Below are 21,017 nucleotides of genomic sequence, written 5' to 3'. Positions count from 1 at the left end.
CCCGGGGCCTCCGACAACGGCGTCGGAGCCCCCGGAGCTGTCCGGCTCCATAGCCATCGGCTATCACCGCAGGTATTGGACGGTTTCGCGGGCGGCGTCCGAGCATTGGGCCCAGCCGAACATCCAGGAGTGGACTCAATGACGCGACAACCGTCGAGACGAGCGATCCTCACCACCGCGACCGCGGGCGCGATGGCGCTGGCCGCCGGGGCCGCCGAGGCCGACACCCAGAACCCGCCCGAGCCCTCGTCGGGCCGCGCCGACCGCCGAGGCCGCTTCGCGGGCAAGGTCGTGCTGATCACGGGGGCGACGTCCGGGATCGGGCAGGCCACGGCCTACGAGCTGGCGCGGGAGGGCGCGAAGGTGTTCTTCTGCGGACGGCGCGAGGAGCTCGGCCGCCGGCACGAGCGGGCGATCAGGGACTTCGGGGGCGAGGCCGGCTTCATGCGGGCCGACGTGACCAGGGAGGCGGACGTGCGGGCGTTCGTCGCAGAGTGCGTGCGCCGCCACGGGCGGATCGACATCGCCTTCAACAACGCCGGCATCGAGAGCCCGAAGGCGGCTCCCCTGCACGAGCAGACGCTGGAGGACTACGAGCTGGTCTGGCGGACGAACGCGGGCGGGACGTTCCTGGCCATGAAGTACGAGCTGCCGCACATGCTGCGGCAGGGGGCCGGGATCATCGTCAACACCGCGTCCATCTCGGCCGAGGTGGGCTTCGCGACGATCTCGCCGTACAACGCCAGCAAGCACGCGGTGGCCTCGCTGACCAAGGTCGCCGCGCTGGAGTACGCCGCCAGGAACATCCGGGTCAACGCGCTCGCGCCGGGCGCCGTGGACACGCCGATGCTGCGGCGGGCGGCCGAGGCGTTCGGGACGACGTACGAGGAGATCGCGCAGGACTACCCGATCAGGCGCATCGTGCAGCCGCAGGAGATGGCGCGCGTGGTCATGTGGCTGGCCTCCGACGACGCCACCGCCGTGATCGGCACCGACATCGACGCCTCCGGCGGCTACCTCACGGGCTGACCTGCCCGGAGAGCGGCCCAAAGAGCGGCCCAGCGAGCGGCCCGGAGACCGGCTCATCGCGGAACCCGCCGGGTGTGGCCGCTCGTTGTGCCTGGTGACGGAAGAACGCCGACCTCATGGAGGCGCAAGCAGCGTGGAAATCACCGGCATCATCTCCGGTCTCATCATCGGCGTCGTCATCGGCGCCCTGGGGCGGCTCGTCATTCCGGGGCGGCAGCGCATCCCCGTCTGGCTCACCATCGTGATCGGCGTGGTCGCCGCGCTGATCGGCACCGCCATCGCGGCGGTGCTGGGGGTGGCGGACACGCGCGGCATCGACTGGATCGAGCTGGGCATCCAGGTGGCCCTGGCGGCGCTGGGGGTGTCGCTGACGGCGGGCGTGTACGGCAGACGACGCGGCTGACCGGCCCCGCCGCCGGCGGCGGCTCCCCACGTGGGGGGCCGCCGCCGGGCAGGGGGCCGGCCGCTCATCGGGGCGCCGGCACGACCCGCTGACCGGCCGCGGAGCGTTCACCGCGGCCGGTCAGCGGGGGGGTCACCAGTCGCCGCCCTCCTCCTCGTCGTCGCCCTCGAAGACCTCCTCGATGATCTCGCCGGCCACGAGGCCGCCCACCACACCGGCCGCGCCGGCGGCGATCACCGTGCCCATGCCGGGGCCGCTGCGGTGCCCGTGGTGGTCGTCGTGGTGGCCGGGGTGGCCATGCTGGCCGGGGTAGCCGGGGTGACCGTGCTCGCCGTAGTGGCCGGGCTGACCGTACGGGCCGGGCTGGCCGTAGGCGTCGGGCTGCCCGTAGGGGGCGGGCTGGCCGAAGTGGCCCCCAGCGTGCCCGCCGTACTGCGAGAGGCCGTCGAGCCAGCGGCCCAGCTCGCCCGCCCAGTCCGTACGCAGGGCGTCGTCGTGGCTGACCGTGAAGCGGCCGATGGCGTCACCCGAGTAGTGGCCGGCGCGCTTGTCGGCCTCCAGGACCACCTCCAGGCCCGTCGGACCGGCGACGAAGGTGACCTCGACCTCGCGCACCGAGCTCGCGTAGTGGCCGGTCGGGTAGAACTCGAGCTCCTGGTAGAACGGCAGCTCCTGGCGCACGCCGTAGAGGTGGCCCGCCTCCAGGTCGGCCGCGCGGAAGGCGAAGCCGAGCTGGAGGAACGACTCCAGGATGCGAAGCTGCGAGGGCAGCGGCTCGACGGCCAGCATGTCGAGGTCGCCCTTGTCAACGGCCTTGGCGATGGCCAGCTCGGTCCGTACGCCGATGGCCATGCCGGGCAGCGGCTGGCCGGAGATCTCGCTGATCGGCGCCTCCCACGGCACCGGGATCGCGAAGTCGATGACGCGGTCCTCGCCCTTGCGCAGCGTGAACGGACCGGAGACCCGGACGCTGGAGAACTCCCCGAGCCCGGAGCTCTCGTCGCCCCCGTGCTCGATCTCCACGCGGGCCACCAGGCCGAGGGTGATGTGCTCGATCTCGGCGTCGAAGTCGCCGCCCTTGAGCCGCACCTCCCCCTCCAGCGTGTCGCCCGGCCGGGTACGCGGTGTGGACAGCACGGTGTCCACGGACGGGGCGCCCACTCCGAACGCACCCAGCATCCTCTTGAAGACCACTGTTCTCCCTGTCGAACGAAGATCGAAAACGTTGTGACGCCCGCGTCAACGATCGGCCGGGGAGCGGAGTTCCTCCGGACGCTCCCGCATAAGGAGCTGGTCTAGCTTGGCGTTCACCGCGGCCAGTTCCCGCTTGACGGACTCGAGTTCCGGCGACGGTTCGGCCCGGCTCTGGCGCACGGCCTCGCCGTCCTCGTTCATGGCGTTGACCACGACGGCGATGAACAGGTTCAGCGCGACGAAGGTGGACATGAGGATGTAGACGATGAAGAAGATCCATGCCCACGGCTTGTGCTCCATGACCTCCTGCGCGACGTTGCCCCAGTCGTCGCCGGTCATGATCTGGAAGAGCGTGAAGAGCGAGCGCGGCAGCTCGTCGAAGCGTTCCGGCACGATGTCGCCGAACAGCTTGGTGGCGATGACCGCCGCGATGTAGATCATCAGGACGAGCAGCCCGATGATGGAGGCCATGCCGGGCACGGCGGTCAGCAGCGCGCCGACCACGCGGCGCATGCTGGGCACCGCCGAGACCAGCCGCAGCGCCCGCAGGATGCGCAGGGCGCGCAGCACGGACGTCGGGCCGGAGGCCGGGATGAGCGCGACGGCCACGATGATCGCGTCGAACCAGTTCCAGGGGTCCTTGAAGAAGGCCGCGCGGTAGGCGTACAGGCGGGCGCCCAGCTCCAGGACGAAGATGGCCAGCGCGACCCGGTCGATGGTGTGCAGCAGGTCGCCGGCCCGCTCCATCAGGTACGCGCTGGTCTCGCAGCCGATGGTGATCGCGTTGACGACGATGACCAGGATGACCGCCCGCTGCACGAGGCGGCTGTCCAGAACGGTCCGAACGCGTTCTCGCCCAGACACGGATCTCCCCTCCGAATGATCGATGATCATCGTAGGGACGGGGCGGAGGCGGGGCCCCGAGCAAGGCTACGCTGAGAGATTGATCACACGAATCACAGACCTCCGCTTTCCCTGACGCGCTCGACGAAGCGGCAGACGTGCGCGCGCAGCAGGCCGGCGGCCTCGGCGGCGGTGCCCTCCTGGGCGGCCGCGAGGATCTCGCGGTGCTCGGCGGCCTCCTCCTCCCAGGTGGGCACGCGCGACCAGGCCGCCGCCGAGATCAGCGCGGTCTGGTCGCGCAGCGAGTCGAGGGTGCTGACGAGCAGCGGGTTGCCGCAGCCGGCGTAGAGGGCGCGGTGGAAGTCGCGGTTGGCCAGGCTGCGGTCGGCTCGGTCGGCGGCGGCGTCGGCGCGGCCCAGGGCCTCGGCGGCCGGGGAGAGGTCGGCGCCGCGCTCGACCGTGCGGGTGAGGGCCTCGGGCTCCAGCAGCAGGCGCAGGTCATAGACCCACTCCATGAGCGCGTCGTCCACGGTGCGCACGGTGGCGCCCTTGTACTCGCTCATCGTGACCAGGCCCGCGCCCGCCAGCGTCTTGAGCGCCTCGCGCACGGGGGTCTTGGACACACCGAGCTGCTGGGCGAGTTCGGTCTCGACGAGCTGGCGGCCGGGCGGTAGCGCGCCGGTCAGGATCGCGTGCTTGATCGCCTCCAGGACGACCGTGCCCCGCGACGACAGCGACCTGGGCTGACCGGAGAAGACCGGTGACGCGATGACCTCACTCATGAAGTGAAAGATACCGTACATCGCATCTCGTATATGACCGCTCTTTGAGTTACAGTCGCGTGAATTAGGACTTCGGAAACCTCACGAAAGGGGCTACCCCTTACCCAGCCGTGCGGTGTGGCCCGCAGACACGGGCCACACCGGCGAGACGGCTCCGTTCACTCGAACACCCCGGACCGGACGGATCCCCGTCGGAACGCCGTTGGCGCGGCGACCGGCGGGCTGGCGAGCCGGCGGTCCGGCGTGGTCACTGCACTGACCTGCAGCCTGGAGCTCGAATGCAGTCTAACTCCGCAACACCCACCCCCGCCGTGCCCGCGACAGCCCGCCGCGCACGGTCCCGACTTCGCTGGACCATCATCACCCTGTCGGGCCTCGGCCTGACCATCGCCTACCTCGACCGGTCCGCCCTCAGCGTCGCCAGCACCTACATGCAGGACGAGCTGGGCTTCGACCAGACCACGAAAGGCATCCTGCTCAGCTCGTTCTTCTGGACCTACGCGATCTTCCAGCTCCCCTCCGGGTGGTTGCTCGACCGGTTCGGCCCGCGCGTCATCTACCCGATCGCCGTCGTGTGGTGGTCGCTGTGGACCGCCGCCACGGCCCTGGCCCACGGCGTCGGCACGCTGCTGGTGACCCGGCTCGGCCTCGGCATGGGCGAGGCCCCCGTGCAACCGGCCAACGTCAAGGTCGTCGCCACCTGGTTCCCGCGCAGGGAGCGGGCGCTGGCCTCCAGCCTCTTCGACACCGGACAGCAGGTCGGCGTGGCCCTGTCCGTGCCGGTCGTCACCGCGCTGATCGCCGCCTTCGGCTGGCGGGCGGCGTTCGTGGTGATCGGCGTGGCCGGCATGGCCTGGGTGGTCGGCTGGTGGATGATCTACCGCTCGCCGCGCGAGCATCCGCGCATCTCACAGGCCGAACTCGACTACATCGAGGGCGGCGACGCCGCCGTGCCCGAGACCGGGCCGCGGATGCGCTGGGTGGAGCTGCTGCGCTACCCCACCATCTGGGGGCTGGTGCTCGGCTACATCTGCCGCTCGGCGACCGGCGCGTTCTTCCTGACGTGGTATCCGAGCTACCTGGTCGAGGACCGCGGCTTCACGATCCTGGAGCTGGGCGTGTTCGGCTCGATCCCGGCGCTGCTGGCCGTGGGCGCGACCGTCGCGGGCGGCGCGTTCTCCGACTGGCTGGTACGCCGCGGCGTGCCCATCGGCCGCGCCCGCAAGCTGCCGATCATCACCGGCATGCTGCTGGCCTCGACGATCACGCTGACCATCTTCGTGGACGGCAACCTGGCCGTGATGGTGCTGCTGTCGATCAGCAACTGCGCCCACTCCTTCGCCGGGGCCGCCATCCTCAGCCTGCCGGCCGAGGTCGCCCCCGCCCCTTCGGTGGTCGGGTCGGTCGCGGGCTTCCAGAACTTCGGCTCGCAGATCGGCAACATCATCAGCCCGATCCTCATCGGGTTCTTCCTGACGATGAGCGGCAACTCGTACACCGGGCCGATGATCTTCGCCGGGGTGATGGCCATTCTGGGCACGCTGATCTACGGCTTCATGGTGCGGGTCCGGCCGCTGAACGAGACGATCCCCGCAGAGAGCAGAGGTTGACCAGATGCCCACCGAGATACGCGTCCTGACCAGGACGCTCAACGACATCGCGGCCGTCACCGTGACGCCCTTCGACGCGGACGGCGCCGTCGATCTCGACGCGAACGCCAAGCTGGTGCGCCGGCTGATCGACGCGGGCGTGCGGGTCATCACGCCCAACGGCAACACCGGCGAGTTCTACGCGCTGACGCCGGACGAGCGGCGGCAGGTGCTGGAGTCCACCGCCGCCGCGGCCGGCGACGACGCGACCGTGCTGGCCGGGGTGGGGCTGGACGTGCCCTCGGCGGTGGAGTCCGCCCGGCACGCCGGCGAGCACGGCGCCCGCATGGTGATGGTGCACCAGCCGGTGCACCCGTACGTGGCGGCCGAGGGGTGGGTCGACTACCACCGGCGGATCGCCGAGGCGGTGCCGGACCTGGGCGTCGTGCCGTACGTCCGCGACCCGCGGATCACCGGCGCGCAGGTGGCCCGGCTGGGCGAGGCGTGCCCGAACGTGGTCGGCGTCAAGTACGCGGTGCCCGACCCGGTGCGCTTCGCGTCGGTGGCGCGGGACGCCGGGCTGGACCGGTTCGCCTGGTTGTGCGGGCTGGCGGAGCCGTACACGCCCGCGTACTGGGCGGTCGGGGCCCGCGGGTTCACCTCCGGGCTGGTCACCGCGGTCCCCGGGCTGACGCTGCGCATGCGCGACGCGCTGCGGGCCGGCGACTACGCCGCCGCGATGGAGGTATGGGAGCTGATCAGACGGTTCGAGGAGCTGCGTGGAGCGGACTCCTCGGCCGACAACGTGGCCGTGGTCAAGGAGGCCCTGGCGCAGCTCGGGCTGTGCCGCGGCGACGTCCGCCCGCCGAGCCGGGCGCTGCCGGCCTCCGTGCGGGACGAAGTGGCCTCGATCCTGGCCACCTGGCAGGAGGGAGCAGCATGAAGATCACCGCGTTGCGGACGTACATGCAGCGCGTGGACGTCCGCCCGCGCCTGCTGGTGAAGGTGGAGACCGACGAGGGCGTGTCCGGCTGGGGCGAGGCGTACAACCACGGCCCCGACCACGCGCTCATCCCGGTGCTCGAGTACATGTTCCAGCAGATCGAGGGCGTGGATCCGCGCCGGGTGGAGTACGTCGTGCGGCGGCTGCTGCAGGAGGCGCGCTTCCCGCCCGGCGCGATCGGGCTGGCCGCCATCGCGGCCATCGACCAGGCGCTGTGGGACATCTCGGGCAAGGCGGCGGGGCTGCCGGTCTACATGCTGCTCGGCGGCAACGTACGCGACCGCGTGCCCGTCTACTGCGGCGTCTACACCGCGCCCGACCCGCCCGTCTGCCTCGACCTCACCCAGGAGCTGAACGAGCGCTACGGCTTCACCGCCTTCAAGCTCAGCCCCTACCGCAGGGACATCCACGCGGGCCGCTGGGGCAACGTGGTCAAGGAGGCGGCCGACTACTTCGCCGAGATCCGCTCGATCCATCCGCCGGAGTGGGAGTTCGCCTTCGAGGCGCACGCCCGCATCTTCGAGCCGCGCCAGGCGATCCAGCTCGGCAACGCGCTGGCCCCGTACGACCCGCTGTGGTTCGAGGAGCCGCTCAGGCCCGAGTACCTGCCGGCCTGGGGGCACCTGCGCTCCCAGCTCGACGTGCCGCTGGCCACCGGCGAGTCGCTGTTCCTGCCGCAGGACTTCCTGGCCCTGCTGACGGCGGGCGGCGCGGACATCGTGCAGCCGGACGTGTGCGTGGTCGGCGGGCTGGCCCAGATGCGCAGGATCGCCACGATCGCGGAGACCCACTTCGCGAGCGTGGCCCCGCACAACCCGATGGGCCCGCTGGCGACGGCGGTGAACGTGCACTTCGCCGCCAACCACCACGGGCTCAAGCTGGTCGAGTACAAGCCGTGCGAGACCACCTGGTGCCCCGACCCGTACCTGCCGGTGGACGGGTACCTGGAGCTGCGGCCCGACCGTCCCGGCTGGGGTGTGGAGATCGACGAGTCGGCGCTGGCGAGCGACGACTACGTGCGCTGGGAGCGGGTGCTGCCGATCCGTCCCGACGGCTCGACCGGGTATGTCTGACCTCACCACTCGAACCGCTCGCTGAACAGCCGCCCCGCCGGGACGCCGTGCGCCCGCAGGTCCCTGACCATGCCCGTCACGAACCCGGGGCCGCCGCAGACGAAGTACGCGGCGTCCCCGGGGGCGTGCCCGGCGACCCGGGCGGCGCTCAGCCGCCGCTCGTCCGGGTGGGCGAAGTGGTAGCGGGGGCCGAGCCGGCTCCCGAGGTCGCTCGGGTGACGGCCGGCGTGGAAGAGCACGGCGTCCGGGTGGCGCAGGGCCAGCTCCACGAACGGGGTGATGCCGATCCCGCCGGCCACCAGCACCACCGGCCCGGCGGCGAGCTGGGCCTCGCGGGTGAACGTGCCGTACGGGCCGTCCACCAGCACCGTCGCGCCCAGGGGCAGTTCGCGCAGGCGCGCGGTGAACGGGCCCGCGTCCTTGATCGCGAACACCAGCTCGCCGTCCCGCGCCCGGACCACGCTGAAGGGGTGCGAGCGCTCCAGGAGCGCGGTGCGCAGGTGGCAGAACTGGCCGGGCAGCGGGTGGACGCCCGTCCCGCGCAGGCGGTAGACGGTCACGCCGCCGGCGGCCCGCCGCACGCCGGCCAGCCGGTAGCGGGCGGCCCGCAGCGGGCTGACCACCCGCCAGAGCGCCACCCCCGCGAACGCCGCCGCCAGCCCCAGCCAGTACGCCCGCAGCCACGGCAGCTCGGCCAGGAACGTGCCGATCCCGTACGCGTGCAGGAAGACCAGCGCCACGACGGGATAGGACAGGTAGTGCACCCGCTGCCAGAGGCGGTGGCGGGCCAGGGCGCGCAGCAGCGTGCTGCTCAGCCAGACCAGCACGAACATCAGCAGCGCCAGCCGGCCGAGCGAGGTGTGGGTGGACTCGACCCAGGTGAAGTCGAACGCGACGAGGTAGACCGGGCCGTGGCGGTCGACGACCATCTCCAGCAGCGGGTGGAGCAGGACGAGGAAGGCCCCGCCCGCGCCCAGCCAGACGTGGGCCGTCACGAGCCGGCCCCGGTCGGCGCTGAACCGTGCCGACACCTGGCGGGCGCCCAGCAGCACCTGCCACCACATGGCCAGCGCGCCCAGCAGGCCCATGACGCCCGCCGCGCCGGGGAGCGGGCCGCCCACCAGGTCCGGGCGGAAGAGGGGGTAGGCGAACGGGAGCGCCGTGAGGACGATCGCCGCCGCCAGCCACCGCAGCCGCAGCGGGCGGGCCCGGGGAGCGCGCCGCCGCCCGCCCGCGCGGCGCGGGGCCGCCTCGCCTGCGGGGTTGGCCGCCGCCCGCATCAGGAGCCCCGGGTGAAGGTCGTCACCGTCGCGGGGTCGAGCGGCTCGCCCGGCAGGAACGCGGCCCTGACCTCGGCGATCATCTCGCCTTCCGCGCGGGCGGCGTCCGGCAGGTACTCAACGCCGGCCGTGGAGGAGTCGGCCGTGTCCCCGAGCGTGATCGAGCCGGTGAACAGGACCCGGTTCTCCCACAGGAGGTTGCCCTCGACCCGGTAGACGTAGGTGCCGGCGGGCACGGGGCGGCCCTGGTGGTCGGTGCCGTCCCAGTAGAGGGAGTGGGCGCCGCTGTCCTGGGCGGGCCGGCTGGCGCTCCGGACCTCCGCCTCCGTGGCCCGCTCCCAGTTCGCGCGCTCGCGCCAGAGCGGGAGCGACATCGGGCGGCGCACGTAGCCGCCGTTGGCGGTGTAGCTGGTGGCGAAGAGGGTGCGGACGTAGCCGCCGTCCGCGTCCTCGATCCAGACGGCGAGCTGATTACTGGCGAGCTGGGACAGCCGGGTCAGGCGGTAGTCGACGCGGACCAGGCCGAGCGTGGCGGCGGCCGGCTCGGGCGGCGGGCTCGGCCTGGCCGGTGTGACAGTCGTGGCCGCCGCCGGCGGAGGATCGGCCGGGTGGCCGTACAGGAGCTCGGCTCCCGTCGCGGCGGCGGCCACCCCGCTGATGACGACGATCGGCACCACGAGCCGGATGGACTTGTCGGGCATGCTGGGCGCGGTTCCTTCCCCCGAATCACGACTTTCGTGGACGAGCCTAGAAAGATCACCCGAAAAACCGTGTGAAGGAGCCGTGGCGCACCCCGGTTCCCCAGGGCACGCCACAGGGGTCGGTCAGCAGCCCGGCGCGGAGAACGTGTTACAGAACGTGATCGGGTTGGCGTACTCCAGGCCGTTCGCCATCCGCCCGCCGCGCCAGTCGAAGCGATAGACGTACACGTTCCGGTACGGCCGGCCGTCCGCGGTGGTGAAGTCGCCCTCGGCCTCGACGAACGAAGTCTTGCCACCGGCGATGACGCTCACCTTGACGTCGACGAAGTCGATGCGACCCATGGTCGCGAACGCGCTCTTGACGTATCCGAGCACCTCGGCCCTGCCGGTGAAGCGGGCGGCGTCCTCCTTCCTGCCGGTGAACGACAGCGGGATCGCGAACGTGCTGTCGTCGCGCAACATCGCCGAGACCGCCGCGACGTCCTCGTGCTCGAACGCGGCGACCAGCGCCCGCGTCCGGCGCTCGGTGTCGGAGACGGTGTCGGACACGGTGACGCCGCGGACTGCGGACGCGGTGGCGCCGCGGTTCGCGGAGGCGGCGGCCGGGCCGGTCATGGCCAGAGCCAGCGCCGCCACGCTGACGGCCAGCAGGGAACGTGCCTTCATGGACGAACTCCTTTGATACTGAGTCTCTTGTGAGATTCAGTATCATACGTTGGCGGTGTGGCACTCCGTACACTGAGCACATGGATCGTCCAGCCGTACCCGGCGCATCTCTCAGGGCACGCAAACGGCGGCTCGCGCGGGAGGCGATCATCGAGGCGGCGCACGCGCTGTTCGAGGAGCGTGGCTTCGAGAAGGTGACGGTCTCCGACATCGCCGAGCGGGCGCAGGTGGGCCGGGCCACGTTCTTCCGCTACTTCGGCGACAAACAGGAAGTGGTGTTCGCCGACGGCGGCGAACTGGATGAGGTGCTCGCGGAGCAGGCCGCGCCGCGCGAGCCCATCAGCGGGTCACTGCCCGCCGCGCTGGCCTGCACGCGGCAGATCGTCGTCGCCTACGTCGGCATGCTGACCGCCGATCCGGCGGCGTACACGCGGCACGAGCGGCTGGTCGCCAGCCACCCGGAGCTGCAGGCCCGCGGCGTCATCAAGCAGCGCCGCCACGTCGAGCTGCTGCGCGACCTGCTGGTGGGCCAGGGTTCCGGGCACGACACGGCCGCCCTGGCCGCGGAGGTGGGGCTGGCCGCCTTCTACGCGGCCAGGGCGATCACCGGGAATCGCCCGGAAGAGCTGCCCGGGGCCGTCGGGGCGGTCTTCGACCGGCTGTCCGGGGTGACGGTCAGCGGGCCGACCACTTGATCTCGTACGCCTTGAGCGTGTGCTCCTTGCCGTCCACGGTCGTGGTGACGTCACCGCCGGTGGTGTTGACCAGCAGGAGCTGCTGCGGCTGGGCCAGCACCCTGACCGAGGGCTCGGAGGAGGTGACCGCGTCGAGCGCGACCCCCGCCGGGAACCACTTGACGAAGTTGCTCACGAGCTGCCCGGTCTGCGTCTCGGCCCCGCTGCGCGGGTCCCACAGGCAGCCCTGGCACGCGCCCTCCTTGGCCTGCGGGTTCCAGTAGAGCGCGGTGGCGGCCCCGCTGACCGCGAACTCGATCATCGAGGCGGCCTGCACGGCCAGGCGCTTGGGCTCCTCCCAGTCGGTGCTGCCGTCCTCGGGCTCGAAGTACCACTCCGACCACCAGACCGGCAGGCCGTCGGTCTTCTCGCGCAGCCACGTGGTGACGTCGGAGAACTTGCGCAGCGCCCCGAACTCGTCCGGCAGCAGTTCGTGGGCGTCGGTGACGGAGGCCCCGTCCACGACGACGAAGTCCGCGCCCTTCTTGTTCTCGTACCAGTAGTCGAAGGCGTCGAGCACGTTCTGGTTGACGACCCCCCAGTCACCGCGCAGCTCCGAGTCGCCCTTGGCGTTGCTGTCGAAGCCGATGTAGGGGCCGCCCACCTGCGCGTCGGGACGGACCTGCTTCACCGCCTCGTACACCTTGTTGTACATCTCGGTGTAGCCCTTGTAGTCCGCCGGCTTGGAGTGGTCCTTCCAGAAGCCCTTGAACTCGTTCCACACCATGAAGTACTTGACGTCCTTGTACCGCGCGGCGACCGCCGCCGACAGCTTCGCGAAGTCGTCGAAGTGCTGGGGGTAGGGGGCGTCCTCCAGGTGCTCGCCCCAGGCGGAGTCCTCGGTGGGACCCTCGGGGCCGCCCTTCATCCAGTCGGGCGCGCAGCAGAGCGTGATGACCGGGGTGGCCCGCGACTGCCGCATGAGGTTCATCCGGCTGTCGAGGTCCTCCCAGTAGTACTGGCCGGGGTAGGGCTCGGGGTTGAGCGCGCCGAAGCCCATGATGTGCTGGTTCTGCATCATCGGCGTCCGGGCCAGCTCACCGGCCACGACCTGCTCGAACTCCCGGGTGACGTTGTTGGCGCTGACGCCGGTGTGGGTCAGGCCCCAGCGCGGCCAGCCCTCGTCGACCTCGGGCGGGCGCGCCGCCGGGGTCGTCTCCTTCGGCTGCGCCTGCGCCTGCGTCGCGGCGCCGGTGTCCGGCGGTGCCGCTGGTCCCTGCTCCGTTCCGCCCACGAGCCCACAGCTCGCGAGAAGCACGGCCATGGCGGTGACCCCCGTCACCCGGCCGAGCCTGAGCCAGAACGATCCCCCGTTGGTCGATGCCACCCGATCTCACCCGATCCTTACGCTATGCATGCCGCTCGTAGCGTTCCATGCATCTACCAAAGGGGCATATCGGGGTGCGACTTTCACAGCCAATCGTTATCTATCGTTGGCCTGCGCCGTCTCCAGGGCCGTCATGGGCCGCATCTCCAGGGCCGCCGCGGTGTTGATCACGGCCAGGTGGCTGTATGCCTGGGGGAAGTTGCCGACCTGGCGGCGCAGCGCCGTGTCGTACTCCTCGGCGAGCAGCCCCACGTCGTTGCGCAGCTCCAGCAGCCGCTCGAACAGCTCGCGTGCCTCGTCCCGCCTGCCGAGCATGGCCAGCGCGTCGGCCAGCCAGAACGAGCAGGCGAGGAACGTGCCCTCGCCCCCGGTGAGCTCGTCGAGGTTGTCCAGGTCGTGGCGGTGGCGCAGCACCAGGCCGTCGCGGCTCAGCTCGCGCCGCACGACCTCGACCGTGCCGGCCACCCGCTCGTCGCCCGGCGGCAGGAAGCCGATCCGGGGAATGAGCAGCAGCGCCGCGTCCACCCCGCGCGAGCCGTAGAACTGGGTGAAGGTGCCCCGGTCGGCGTCGTAGCCGTGCTCGCACACCTCGCGGTGGATCTCCTCACGCAGCGCCTTCCACCGGTCGGCCGGGCCCCCGTGCCGGCCCGCCTCCACGGTGCGGACCATCCGGTCGGCGGCGGCCCAGGCGAGCACCTTCGAGTGCGTGAACTGGCGTTTCGGCCCGCGGATCTCCCACAGGCTCTGGTCGGGGTCGCGCCAGTGGCCCTCCAGGTAGTCCATGAGGTTGCGCTGCAGCTCCCACGCGTCGTCGTCGTGGCACAGACCGGCCATCCTGCCCTGGTAGAGGCAGTCGAGGACCTCGCCGTAGACGTCGAGCTGGACCTGCGCGTACGCGGCGTTGCCGATGCGCACCGGACGCGAGCCCTCGTAACCGCGCAGCCAGTCCGCGCGCCACTCGGGGATGCGGCGGGAGCCGTCCAGCGTGTACATGATCTGCAGGTCGGCCGGGTCGCCCGCGACCGCGCGCAGCAGCCAGTCGCGCCAGGCCCTGGCCTCGTCCTCGTAGCCGGAGGCCAGCAGGGTGCGCAGGGTGAACGCCGCGTCGCGCAGCCAACTGTAGCGGTAGTCCCAGTTGCGCCCGCCGCCGATCTGCTCGGGCAGCGACGTGGTGGGCGCGGCGACCATGCCGCCGGTGGGCGCGTAGGTGAGCGCCTTGAGGGTGAGCAGGCTGCGCCGCACCGCCTCGCCGTACCGGTCGCCCCGGTAGGCGCAGTCGCGCAGCCAGCCGGTCCAGGCGCTCTCGGTGTCGTCCAGGGCGATGAAGGCGTCCACCCTGGCCGGGCGGGGCAGCCAGGACTGCTGCCAGGTCAGCACGAACGGCAGCCGGTCACCGGCCGCGACCGCGAAGCCGGCGGTGGCGGTGCCCGCGTGCGAGTCGAGCGGCACGGGGGCGTCCAGCCAGGCCGAGTCGGGGCCCGCCACCGCGGCCAGTTCCCCGCCGTCGTAGCGGGTCCACGGGACGACCCGGCCGTAGTCGAAGCGCAGCGCCAGCTCCGTACGCATCTCGACCCGGCCGTGCACGCCCTCGACGATGCGCACGACGTCGGGGGCCTCGCCGCGCGGCGGCATGAAGTCGAGCACCCGCACGCAGCCGCCGTCCGCCTGCCAGGTGCTCTCCAGGACGAGCGTGTCGGGACGGTAGCGGCGCTCGCACCTGGCCGCGCCGTCGGCGGGGGCCAGCAGCCAGCGGCCGGCGCGCGGCTCGTCGAGCAGCGCGGCGAAGCAGGCCGCCGAGTCGAACCGGGGCAGGCAGAGCCAGTCGATCGAGCCGTCCCTGCCCACGAGGGCGGCGGTCTGCATGTCGCCGATCAGCGCGTAGTCCTCGATCCGCATGATTCACCCCCAGCCGACGTCCCCTACGCCTACCCGGCATCGGGGCCCGCAGGCCCGGGGACCGTCCCCGGGCCTGCGGGCGCGAAGGTAGATCTTTTGCGGGCGGCCCGCACACGGCCGCCCCGGCACGGGAAGATCTCCTCCGGACATGACAGGAGAGAGCCGATGAGTGTCGTCGACGAGCTGATCGCCAACGCCGAGCGGTACGCCGCGAATTACCCGAACGCCGGGTTGCCGCCGGAACCGCGCCTGGGGCTGGCGATCGTGACCTGCATGGACGCGCGCTTCGACGTGTGGCGGGTCCTCGGGCTGGCCGAGGGGGACGCGCACGTCATCCGCAACGCCGGCGGCGTCGTCACCGCCGACACGCGCCGCAGCCTGTCCATCAGCCAGCGCCTGCTGGACACCACCGAGATCGTGATCATCCATCACACCGACTGCGGCTCCACGAAGATCACCGAGGACGCCTTCCGCGAGGCCGTCTACCAGGAGACGGGCATCCGGCCCGACTGGGCGGCCGAGGCGTTCCCCAAGGACGCCGATCTCGACGTCGTGCAGTCGATCGCGCGGGTGAAGGCGGATGAGCTGATCCCGCACCGGGAGCGGGTGCACGGGTTCGTCTGGGAGGTGGAGACGGGCCGGCTGCGCCGCGTCGCCCCGGAGCCCAGGCCGGTCCCGGCCCCGCCCTGCGCCCAACCGGCCCCGGCGTAACCCCGGGGCACAAGACGGCCCGGGTCCGGGGTGAGCCGGACCCGGGCTCGGCGTGACCCGGGGCGGCCGCTGCTATGCCGGGGCCGCGTCCGCCGGCGGGCGGTGGAACAGGTCGAGGGGGACGGCGCGGGCGAGTGCGTGGTAGCCGGCCGGGCTCAGGTGAAGGTGGTCGCCCTCGTCGAAGGCGGCCGACAGGCGGCGGGGCGCGGCCGGGTCGCGGACGGCGAGGTCGAAGTCGATCACGGCGTCGTACCGGCCGGACTCCCGGATCCACGCGTTGACCGTCTGCCGGGCCGCCTCCCGGTGCCCGTCCGGGTCGTCGTAGGGGTCGTGCCCGCCGAACGGTGTGAGCGTGGCCCCGTACACGAGCAGGTCGCGGGCCCGGGCCCGGACGGCGAGTTGCTCGTAGGCGGCGAGCAGGTCGTCCACCACCCGCTCCTGGTCGTGCCGGGTGGCCCGCGCCGTGCCGAGGTCGTTGACGCCCTCGAAGACGATCAGCCAGCGGGCCGCGCTCTGGGCGAGGACGTCGCGGTCCAGGCGGGCCAGGGCGCTCGGGCCGAGCCCGTCGTTGAGCACCCGGTTGCCGCCCGCGCCCTGGTTGGCGACGGCGACGCCCGGCGGGAGCCGGGCGGACAGGCGGTCGGGCCAGCGGTCGTCGCCGTTGGTGGTGGAGCCCCTGCCGTCGGTCAGGGAGTCGCCCAGCAGGACGAGGGTCGCCGCGCCGGGCTCGGCCCAGACCTCGACGCCGCTGAGGAGGTACCAGTGGTCGACCGGGGTGGCGGCGGGCAGGCGGGCCGCGTCCACGTGGTCGCCGGCGGCCAGGTGGGAGGTGGTCCTGGAGCCCGGGTGCGAGGTGAGGGCGGAGGAGGCCAGGCCGTGGGCGAGGTGGATGGTCACGGTGAGGGCCGCGCCGGGGGCCAGGCCGAACTCCAGCGGGTCGGACACCACGTGCGCCCCGGCCGGGACGGTGGCTCCGGCGCGGCCGGAGAAGGTGACGGGCCGGACGGTCTCCGGGCGCACGCCGGGCACGCCCGACGCCCCGCCCTCCGGGAGCGCCACGGCCACGCGGCTGATCGGCAGGGGCGCCCCGCCGAACGCGTTCGACACCCGCAGCCGCAGCCGGGGCCCGCCCAGCGAGACGCGGACCGTCTGGCGCAGGGTGGTGTCCGCGAGCGACAGCCCGTCCTTCGCGTACGGCGGGGGCGGCATGTTGTCCGGCTCGGTGAGCTGGGGCATCGCGGTCCACGTGGTGACCCAGCGCCCGGTCGGGGCGGCGGCCCCCGGCCGGTCCGGCGGCAGGGACATGGGGCGGCTCCCCTCGGTAGGCGAAACTTTCGGCACCATAGCGAACGTTTCTGACACGCCGGTCGCCGGGTCGGGTTTTACCGGCTCTTGCCGATCGAGTGATAGGCCCGGCGGCCCATCGCACCTATGGTCGCCACCATGGACTCTGCAGCAGCGGAAGACGGCGGGCGGGAGTTGGTTGTGCGGGCGGCCACCAGGCTGTTCGCCGCGCTCGGCTACGACGGCTCCTCCATCGCGCAGGTCGCCGAGGCGGCGGGGGTGGAGCCGGAGCAGGTCACCGCCCATTTCGCCGCGAAGCGGGAGCTCTACCTGGAGGTCATGGAGCAGGCTCGCCGCCTCCTGGCCGACTCCGTCCAGTTGCGGGCCGAGGCGCTGTTGACGGCCGCGCCGCAGGACCGGGCGCGGGCGCTGCACGACTTCGTCGACGGTTACATCGACCTCTGCGTGGCGCATCCGGAGGTGCCCGCGCTGTGGGCGCACCGCTGGTTGTCGGACGCCAGCGACATCTCCGACCTGGAGGCCAAGGGCGCGCAGCCGCTGACGACGTACGTCGTGGACAGCATCGCCCCGCTGGCCGCCGAGGCGGGGGCCGACCCGCTGCACACCACGTACACGATGATCTGGTGCATCCACGGCTTCGTGCTGAGCGGGGTGCTGGACGGGGCCGGGCGGCGCAGCGGCATCGAGGACGAGGAGCAGTTGCGGCGCTTCCGTGCCCACATGCACCGGCTGGTCGGCCGGCTGCTCGGCCTGTCCGGTCCGGCTACGGAGGGTGACGCGCCCGGCGCGTAGGGCTGGGCGCTTGCCTCCGAGCTGAGCGCGATATTGGCGGAACGTAACCAAATCCCTACATATGCACGTGTAACCTGCCCGTATGGGAGGTTTTGAGTGGATTGCAGGCTCATGTCCCGTTAGCAAGGTCCGCTGAGGCCGTGCCGGACGAGGGCGTCCTGGCCCCCTGCGTGGCGAACGACTCGTCCCGCATCGACGACCTGCTGATCGAAGCCCTCATGCGCACCGGAGCCCACATCGGCGCCGTGTACCTCCTGGACGACAGCCGCACGGTCCTCCGGATGGTCGCCGAGTACGGGTTGCCCGCGCCGATCGCCAGAGCCTGGTCCCGCGTCCGGACGAGGGACCCGGTGCCGATCGCCGCCGCCGTCCAGGAACGGCGGCTGGTGTGGATCAGCGGGCGCGAGCACCTGGCCCGCGAGTTCCCCGGCGCGGCCCTGTCCCTGCCGTACCACTTCGCCTCCGCCCTCGCCCCCGTCCTGACCGGCGGCGCGGTCGTCGGCGGGTTCATGCTGATGTGGCCCTCGGGGCGGACGACGGAACTCACCCTCCAGCAGCGCGAGATCATCGACCGGACCTGCGCCGAGCTCGGCGAGCTGGCACGCGCGGCGGCCGGACGGGGGCAACCGGTCGAGACCGGGCCCCGGCCCCGCCACCTCGGGCCGCACCCGCCGCATAAACCGGACGCGCGGGCCGAACTCGTCGCGCTGGGCTGCCTCAACCGCCTGCCCGAGGGACACTGCGTGCTGGACGTCGAGGGCCGCGTGACGCTGGTCAGCGCGCCGGCCGCCGACCTGCTCGGCGTCTCCCCGCCCGACCTGCTCGGCCGGCGGTTGTGGGAGGTGCTGCCGTGGCTGGCCGACCCCTCCTACGAGGACCGCTACCGCGCCTGCGTGGTCGGCCGGCAGATCACCTGGTTCGTCACGCGCAACCCCGCCGGGCGGCGGCTGTCGTTCTGGCTGTATCCCGGCCTGACCGGCGTCACCCTGCGCATCACCCCCGGCGCGGTGTCCCGCGGTCAGTCGCCGGACCCCGTCACCGGCGGCGACCGGGTGCTGCGGGTCATCGCGGTGCACGAGATCCTGCAGCTCGCCACCTCGCTCGCGCGGGCGGTGACCGTGCAGGAGGTGCTCGACCTGGTGGCCGACCACGTCATGCCGGTCTACGACGTGCAGGCGCTGGCCATCCTCACCGCCAAGGGCGGGCGGCTGCGGGTGGCCGCCTCGCGCGGCTACAGCCAGGCGGCCGTCAACGAGTTCGACGGCCGCCCCATCATCGCGCCCGCGCCCGAGGACCGGCCGTTCGACGCGGGCGAGCCGGCGTTCTTCGCGACCTGGGACCAACTGCGCGCCGCCTACCCGGACGCGGTCCGCTCCGACGACATGTCCGCGTGGGCGTTCCTGCCGCTCATCACCTCGGGACGGCCCGTCGGCACCTGCGTGCTCGCCTTCAACCGGCCCCACCGCTTCAGCACCGACGAGCGGGCCACCCTCACCGCGCTGGCCGGGCTGCTCGCGCAGGCGTTCGAGCGGGCCCGCCTCTACGACGTCAAGCACCAGCTCGCCCAGTGCCTGCAGCAGAGCCTGCTGCCGCACACGATCCCCCAGGTACCCGGCCTCGACGTGGCCGCCAGATACGTGCCCGCCATGCCCGGCATCGACATCGGCGGCGACTTCTACGACCTGATCCGCCTCAGCGACACCATGGCCGCCGCCGTCATCGGCGACGTGCAGGGCCACGACGTCACGGCCGCCGCGCTCATGGGCCAGGTGCGCACCGCCATCCGCGCGCACGCCACCGCCGGGGCCCACCCCGGCGACGTGCTGGCGCACACCAACCGGCTGCTCGTCGAGCTGGCCTCCGACCGCTTCACGAGCTGCCTGTACGTCGCCTTCGACCTGCGCCGGCACACCGCGTACGTGGCCAGCGCCGGGCACCTGCCGCCGGTCCTGGGCCGGCCGGGCGAGCCGGCCCAGGTCGTCGAGACCACCCCCGGCCTGCTGCTCGGCATCGACCCCGACGCCGAGTACGTCACCACGGAACTGCCGCTGGAGCCCGGCGCGGTGCTGGCCCTCTACACCGACGGGCTCATCGAGCAGCCCGGCCTCGACCTCGGCGACGCCATCACCGCCCTGGCCCGCCGCTTCGCCCCCACGCCCGGCCAGCCCTTGCACGACCTGGCCGAGACGCTCGTGGAGGCGGCCGCGATCGAGCGGCGCACGGACGACGTCGCCGTGCTGCTCCTGCGCGACGCCTTCGACCCGTGGTGATCAGTTCCGGGGCGCCAGCTTCAGCACCGCCTTACCGGCCGACAGCGAGACGACGCGCACGCCGATGTTGTTGACCGACCCCGACGCCCCCTTGCCGAGCAGCGCCTGGGACGACACGCCCGGCCCGGTGCCCTTCACGTTGACGATGCTGGAGTCGAACGAGATGGCCAGCCTGGTGATGCCGAAGCGGGAGCTGACCGGGAACGACACGCTGCGGGTGAGCGTGAGGTCGCACCTGCCGTCGTGGCAGGCCCGCAGGTCGGGCCCGGTGGCGGCGGTGGCGGCGGTGGCGGGGACAAAGGCGACGGACGCCGCCATCGCCAGGACGGCGGCCCTGATCGTGAGAGACATGATCCTCCTTGCTCTTCGTGTTCGGTCGCTTACGGCAGCATAGGGATCTCGGGGCGAGATCTCAGCCCGCCCAGTGTGCGGCGATCACACCGGGACCGGTCCCGGTGAAGCGCTGCGTGTCCGATCGCTCACTCGCTAGATTCGAGGGGTGCGCTTCCTGCGACGGGTCTCCGTACCGCCTCCGAGGGGAGCCGCCGTCCGGCCGGGCACGACCGTCGACGGGCGCTACCGGCTGGTGCGCGACCTCGCGGGGGGCCGGGCCGGCGACGTGTGGCTCGCCCGCGACCTGGAACTCGGGCGCGAGGTCGTGCTCAAACGGCTGGCCGTGACCGGCTCCGCCGGCTTCGACAGGCTGTGGGCCGAGGCGCGGGCCCTGGCCAGGTTCAGCCATCCGCACGTCGTCACGCTCTACCACGCGGTGCGCGGCAGGGCAGCGTCGTGGCTGGTGATGGAGCACGTGCCGGGCGGCAGCCTGGACGGGCGGCCGGGGCTCTCCCCCGGGACGGCCGCGCGCGTCGGGGCGCAGATCGCCGGCGCGCTGGCCGCCTTGCACGCCGAGGGGATCGTGCACTGCGACGTCAAGCCGGGCAACGTGGTCGTGACCGGTGACGGGACGGCCAAGCTGGCCGACTTCGGAGCGGCGTACCGGGTGGGCGGCACCGAGACGATCACTCCCAACAGCGCGGTCAGCTACACCCCCGGCTACGCGGCGCCGGAGGTCGTGCGGGGGCAGCCGGAGCCGAAGTCGGACGTGTTCTCGCTCGCGGCCACCGTGTACGCGCTGGTCGCCGGCGGACCGCCGCGCCGGGGGGCGGCGGCCAGGCCCTCGGCTCACGACGGGGACCGGGACGGCGGCCGGCCGGACCCGGTGGCCGCCCACGCCCTGAGGCGGGAGGCCGCCCGCGGGGTCGTGGCGCTGGAGGCCGACGTGGGCCCGCTGGCCGGGGTGCTGTCGGCGATGCTGCGCCGCGACCCCGGGGAGCGGCTCGACGCGGCCGAGGCGCGGCGGCGGCTGGCGGAGCTCGCCGACCCGGCCGGCCCCGTACCCGCACCGCTCCCGGACGAGCA

The 21,017-nt window shown here is 72.6% G+C and carries 20 protein-coding genes; 10 read left to right on the top strand and 10 right to left on the bottom strand.

The window, feature by feature from the left end; genetic code table 11:
* The first annotated feature begins 138 nt into the window (after nucleotides 1-138).
* The gene (locus FAF44_RS32790) at nucleotides 139-1,029 is read left to right on the top strand and encodes an SDR family NAD(P)-dependent oxidoreductase (RefSeq protein ID WP_237107206.1); all 891 of its coding nucleotides are present in this window, start codon (nucleotides 139-141) and stop codon (nucleotides 1,027-1,029) included.
* 133 nt (nucleotides 1,030-1,162) lie between these two features.
* Nucleotides 1,163-1,432 (top strand): GlsB/YeaQ/YmgE family stress response membrane protein, encoded by a 270-nt coding sequence (locus FAF44_RS32785; RefSeq protein WP_237107205.1) that lies wholly within the window; start codon nucleotides 1,163-1,165, stop codon nucleotides 1,430-1,432.
* Between the two features lie 132 nt (nucleotides 1,433-1,564).
* Here the strand turns inward: FAF44_RS32785 and FAF44_RS32780 are convergent, their stop codons facing one another.
* From FAF44_RS32780 to FAF44_RS32770, 3 genes are all read right to left on the bottom strand, one after another.
* Nucleotides 1,565-2,626, bottom strand: coding sequence for a sporulation protein (locus FAF44_RS32780; protein WP_237107204.1), 1,062 nt, complete (start codon nucleotides 2,624-2,626; stop codon nucleotides 1,565-1,567).
* 45 nt (nucleotides 2,627-2,671) lie between these two features.
* Nucleotides 2,672-3,445, bottom strand: coding sequence for an ion transporter (locus FAF44_RS32775; RefSeq protein WP_237107203.1), 774 nt, complete (start codon nucleotides 3,443-3,445; stop codon nucleotides 2,672-2,674).
* Nucleotides 3,446-3,582: 137 nt separating this feature from the next.
* Nucleotides 3,583-4,251 (bottom strand): GntR family transcriptional regulator, encoded by a 669-nt coding sequence (locus FAF44_RS32770; RefSeq protein WP_237107202.1) that lies wholly within the window; start codon nucleotides 4,249-4,251, stop codon nucleotides 3,583-3,585.
* Between the two features lie 278 nt (nucleotides 4,252-4,529).
* Here FAF44_RS32770 and FAF44_RS32765 point away from each other — a divergent pair, with 278 nt between their 5' ends.
* Genes FAF44_RS32765 through FAF44_RS32755 form a run of 3 tightly spaced genes read left to right on the top strand, consistent with a single transcriptional unit; the run spans nucleotide 4,530 to nucleotide 7,916 of the window.
* On the top strand, nucleotides 4,530-5,861 hold the full coding sequence (locus tag FAF44_RS32765; RefSeq protein WP_237107201.1) for an MFS transporter: 1,332 nt from the start codon (nucleotides 4,530-4,532) through the stop codon (nucleotides 5,859-5,861).
* Nucleotides 5,862-5,865: 4 nt separating this feature from the next.
* Entirely contained in the window at nucleotides 5,866-6,783 is a 918-nt protein-coding gene (locus FAF44_RS32760) for a dihydrodipicolinate synthase family protein (protein WP_237107200.1), read from the top strand.
* Nucleotides 6,780-7,916 carry a mandelate racemase/muconate lactonizing enzyme family protein gene (locus FAF44_RS32755; RefSeq protein ID WP_237107199.1) on the top strand — a complete coding sequence of 379 codons (1,137 nt, stop codon included), beginning with the start codon at nucleotides 6,780-6,782 and terminating at the stop codon, nucleotides 7,914-7,916. Before FAF44_RS32760 ends, FAF44_RS32755 begins: the two co-directional genes overlap by 4 nt.
* Before the next feature lie 2 nt (nucleotides 7,917-7,918).
* Here the strand turns inward: FAF44_RS32755 and FAF44_RS32750 are convergent, their stop codons facing one another.
* The 3 genes from FAF44_RS32750 to FAF44_RS32740 all read right to left on the bottom strand — a co-directional run bounded on the left by FAF44_RS32750 (nucleotide 7,919) and on the right by FAF44_RS32740 (nucleotide 10,563).
* A complete protein-coding gene (locus FAF44_RS32750; protein ID WP_237107198.1) occupies nucleotides 7,919-9,196 on the bottom strand; it encodes a ferric reductase-like transmembrane domain-containing protein in 1,278 nt (425 codons plus the stop codon).
* Nucleotides 9,196-9,897 (bottom strand): DUF2271 domain-containing protein, encoded by a 702-nt coding sequence (locus FAF44_RS32745; protein ID WP_237107197.1) that lies wholly within the window; start codon nucleotides 9,895-9,897, stop codon nucleotides 9,196-9,198. The genes FAF44_RS32750 and FAF44_RS32745 overlap by 1 nt, the downstream gene beginning before the upstream one ends.
* A 123-nt stretch (nucleotides 9,898-10,020) precedes the next feature.
* On the bottom strand, nucleotides 10,021-10,563 hold the full coding sequence (locus FAF44_RS32740; RefSeq protein WP_237107196.1) for a nuclear transport factor 2 family protein: 543 nt from the start codon (nucleotides 10,561-10,563) through the stop codon (nucleotides 10,021-10,023).
* A gap of 80 nt (nucleotides 10,564-10,643) precedes the next feature.
* Between FAF44_RS32740 and FAF44_RS32735 the strand changes: the two genes are divergently transcribed.
* The gene (locus FAF44_RS32735; RefSeq protein ID WP_237107195.1) at nucleotides 10,644-11,258 is read left to right on the top strand and encodes a TetR/AcrR family transcriptional regulator; all 615 of its coding nucleotides are present in this window, start codon (nucleotides 10,644-10,646) and stop codon (nucleotides 11,256-11,258) included.
* On the opposite strand, the gene FAF44_RS32730 is transcribed toward FAF44_RS32735, so the two are convergent.
* Both FAF44_RS32730 and FAF44_RS32725 read right to left on the bottom strand, forming a co-directional pair.
* A complete protein-coding gene (locus tag FAF44_RS32730) occupies nucleotides 11,239-12,624 on the bottom strand; it encodes a xylan 1,4-beta-xylosidase (RefSeq protein ID WP_237107194.1) in 1,386 nt (461 codons plus the stop codon). The genes FAF44_RS32735 and FAF44_RS32730 overlap by 20 nt on opposite strands.
* A 96-nt stretch (nucleotides 12,625-12,720) precedes the next feature.
* A complete protein-coding gene (locus FAF44_RS32725) occupies nucleotides 12,721-14,520 on the bottom strand; it encodes a glycoside hydrolase family 15 protein (RefSeq protein WP_237107193.1) in 1,800 nt (599 codons plus the stop codon).
* Between the two features lie 165 nt (nucleotides 14,521-14,685).
* Between FAF44_RS32725 and FAF44_RS32720 the strand changes: the two genes are divergently transcribed.
* The gene (locus FAF44_RS32720) at nucleotides 14,686-15,231 is read left to right on the top strand and encodes a carbonic anhydrase (protein ID WP_237107192.1); all 546 of its coding nucleotides are present in this window, start codon (nucleotides 14,686-14,688) and stop codon (nucleotides 15,229-15,231) included.
* Between the two features lie 72 nt (nucleotides 15,232-15,303).
* Here FAF44_RS32720 and FAF44_RS32715 read toward each other — a convergent pair whose 3' ends face one another.
* Nucleotides 15,304-16,536: an SGNH/GDSL hydrolase family protein gene (locus FAF44_RS32715; RefSeq protein WP_237107191.1), complete on the bottom strand. Its 1,233-nt coding sequence runs from the start codon at nucleotides 16,534-16,536 to the stop codon at nucleotides 15,304-15,306.
* A 138-nt stretch (nucleotides 16,537-16,674) separates the two neighbouring features.
* Here FAF44_RS32715 and FAF44_RS32710 point away from each other — a divergent pair, with 138 nt between their 5' ends.
* Both FAF44_RS32710 and FAF44_RS32705 read left to right on the top strand, forming a co-directional pair.
* Entirely contained in the window at nucleotides 16,675-17,328 is a 654-nt protein-coding gene (locus tag FAF44_RS32710; protein WP_237107190.1) for a TetR/AcrR family transcriptional regulator, read from the top strand.
* 140 nt (nucleotides 17,329-17,468) lie between these two features.
* Entirely contained in the window at nucleotides 17,469-19,598 is a 2,130-nt protein-coding gene (locus tag FAF44_RS32705; protein WP_237107189.1) for a SpoIIE family protein phosphatase, read from the top strand.
* Here FAF44_RS32705 and FAF44_RS32700 read toward each other — a convergent pair whose 3' ends face one another.
* Nucleotides 19,599-19,949 carry a hypothetical protein gene (locus tag FAF44_RS32700; protein ID WP_237107188.1) on the bottom strand — a complete coding sequence of 117 codons (351 nt, stop codon included), beginning with the start codon at nucleotides 19,947-19,949 and terminating at the stop codon, nucleotides 19,599-19,601.
* A 148-nt stretch (nucleotides 19,950-20,097) separates the two neighbouring features.
* On the opposite strand from FAF44_RS32700, the gene FAF44_RS32695 reads away from it, so the two are divergent.
* On the top strand, nucleotides 20,098-21,017 hold a 920-nt coding region (locus tag FAF44_RS32695; protein ID WP_237107187.1), incomplete at its 3' end, for a serine/threonine-protein kinase.

Source organism: Nonomuraea sp. MG754425 (assembly GCF_021699195.1).
Lineage (GTDB): Bacteria > Actinomycetota > Actinomycetes > Streptosporangiales > Streptosporangiaceae > Nonomuraea.
The sequence above is the reverse complement of the archived record's forward strand: the minus strand, read 5'-3'. Positions and strand labels throughout refer to the sequence as shown.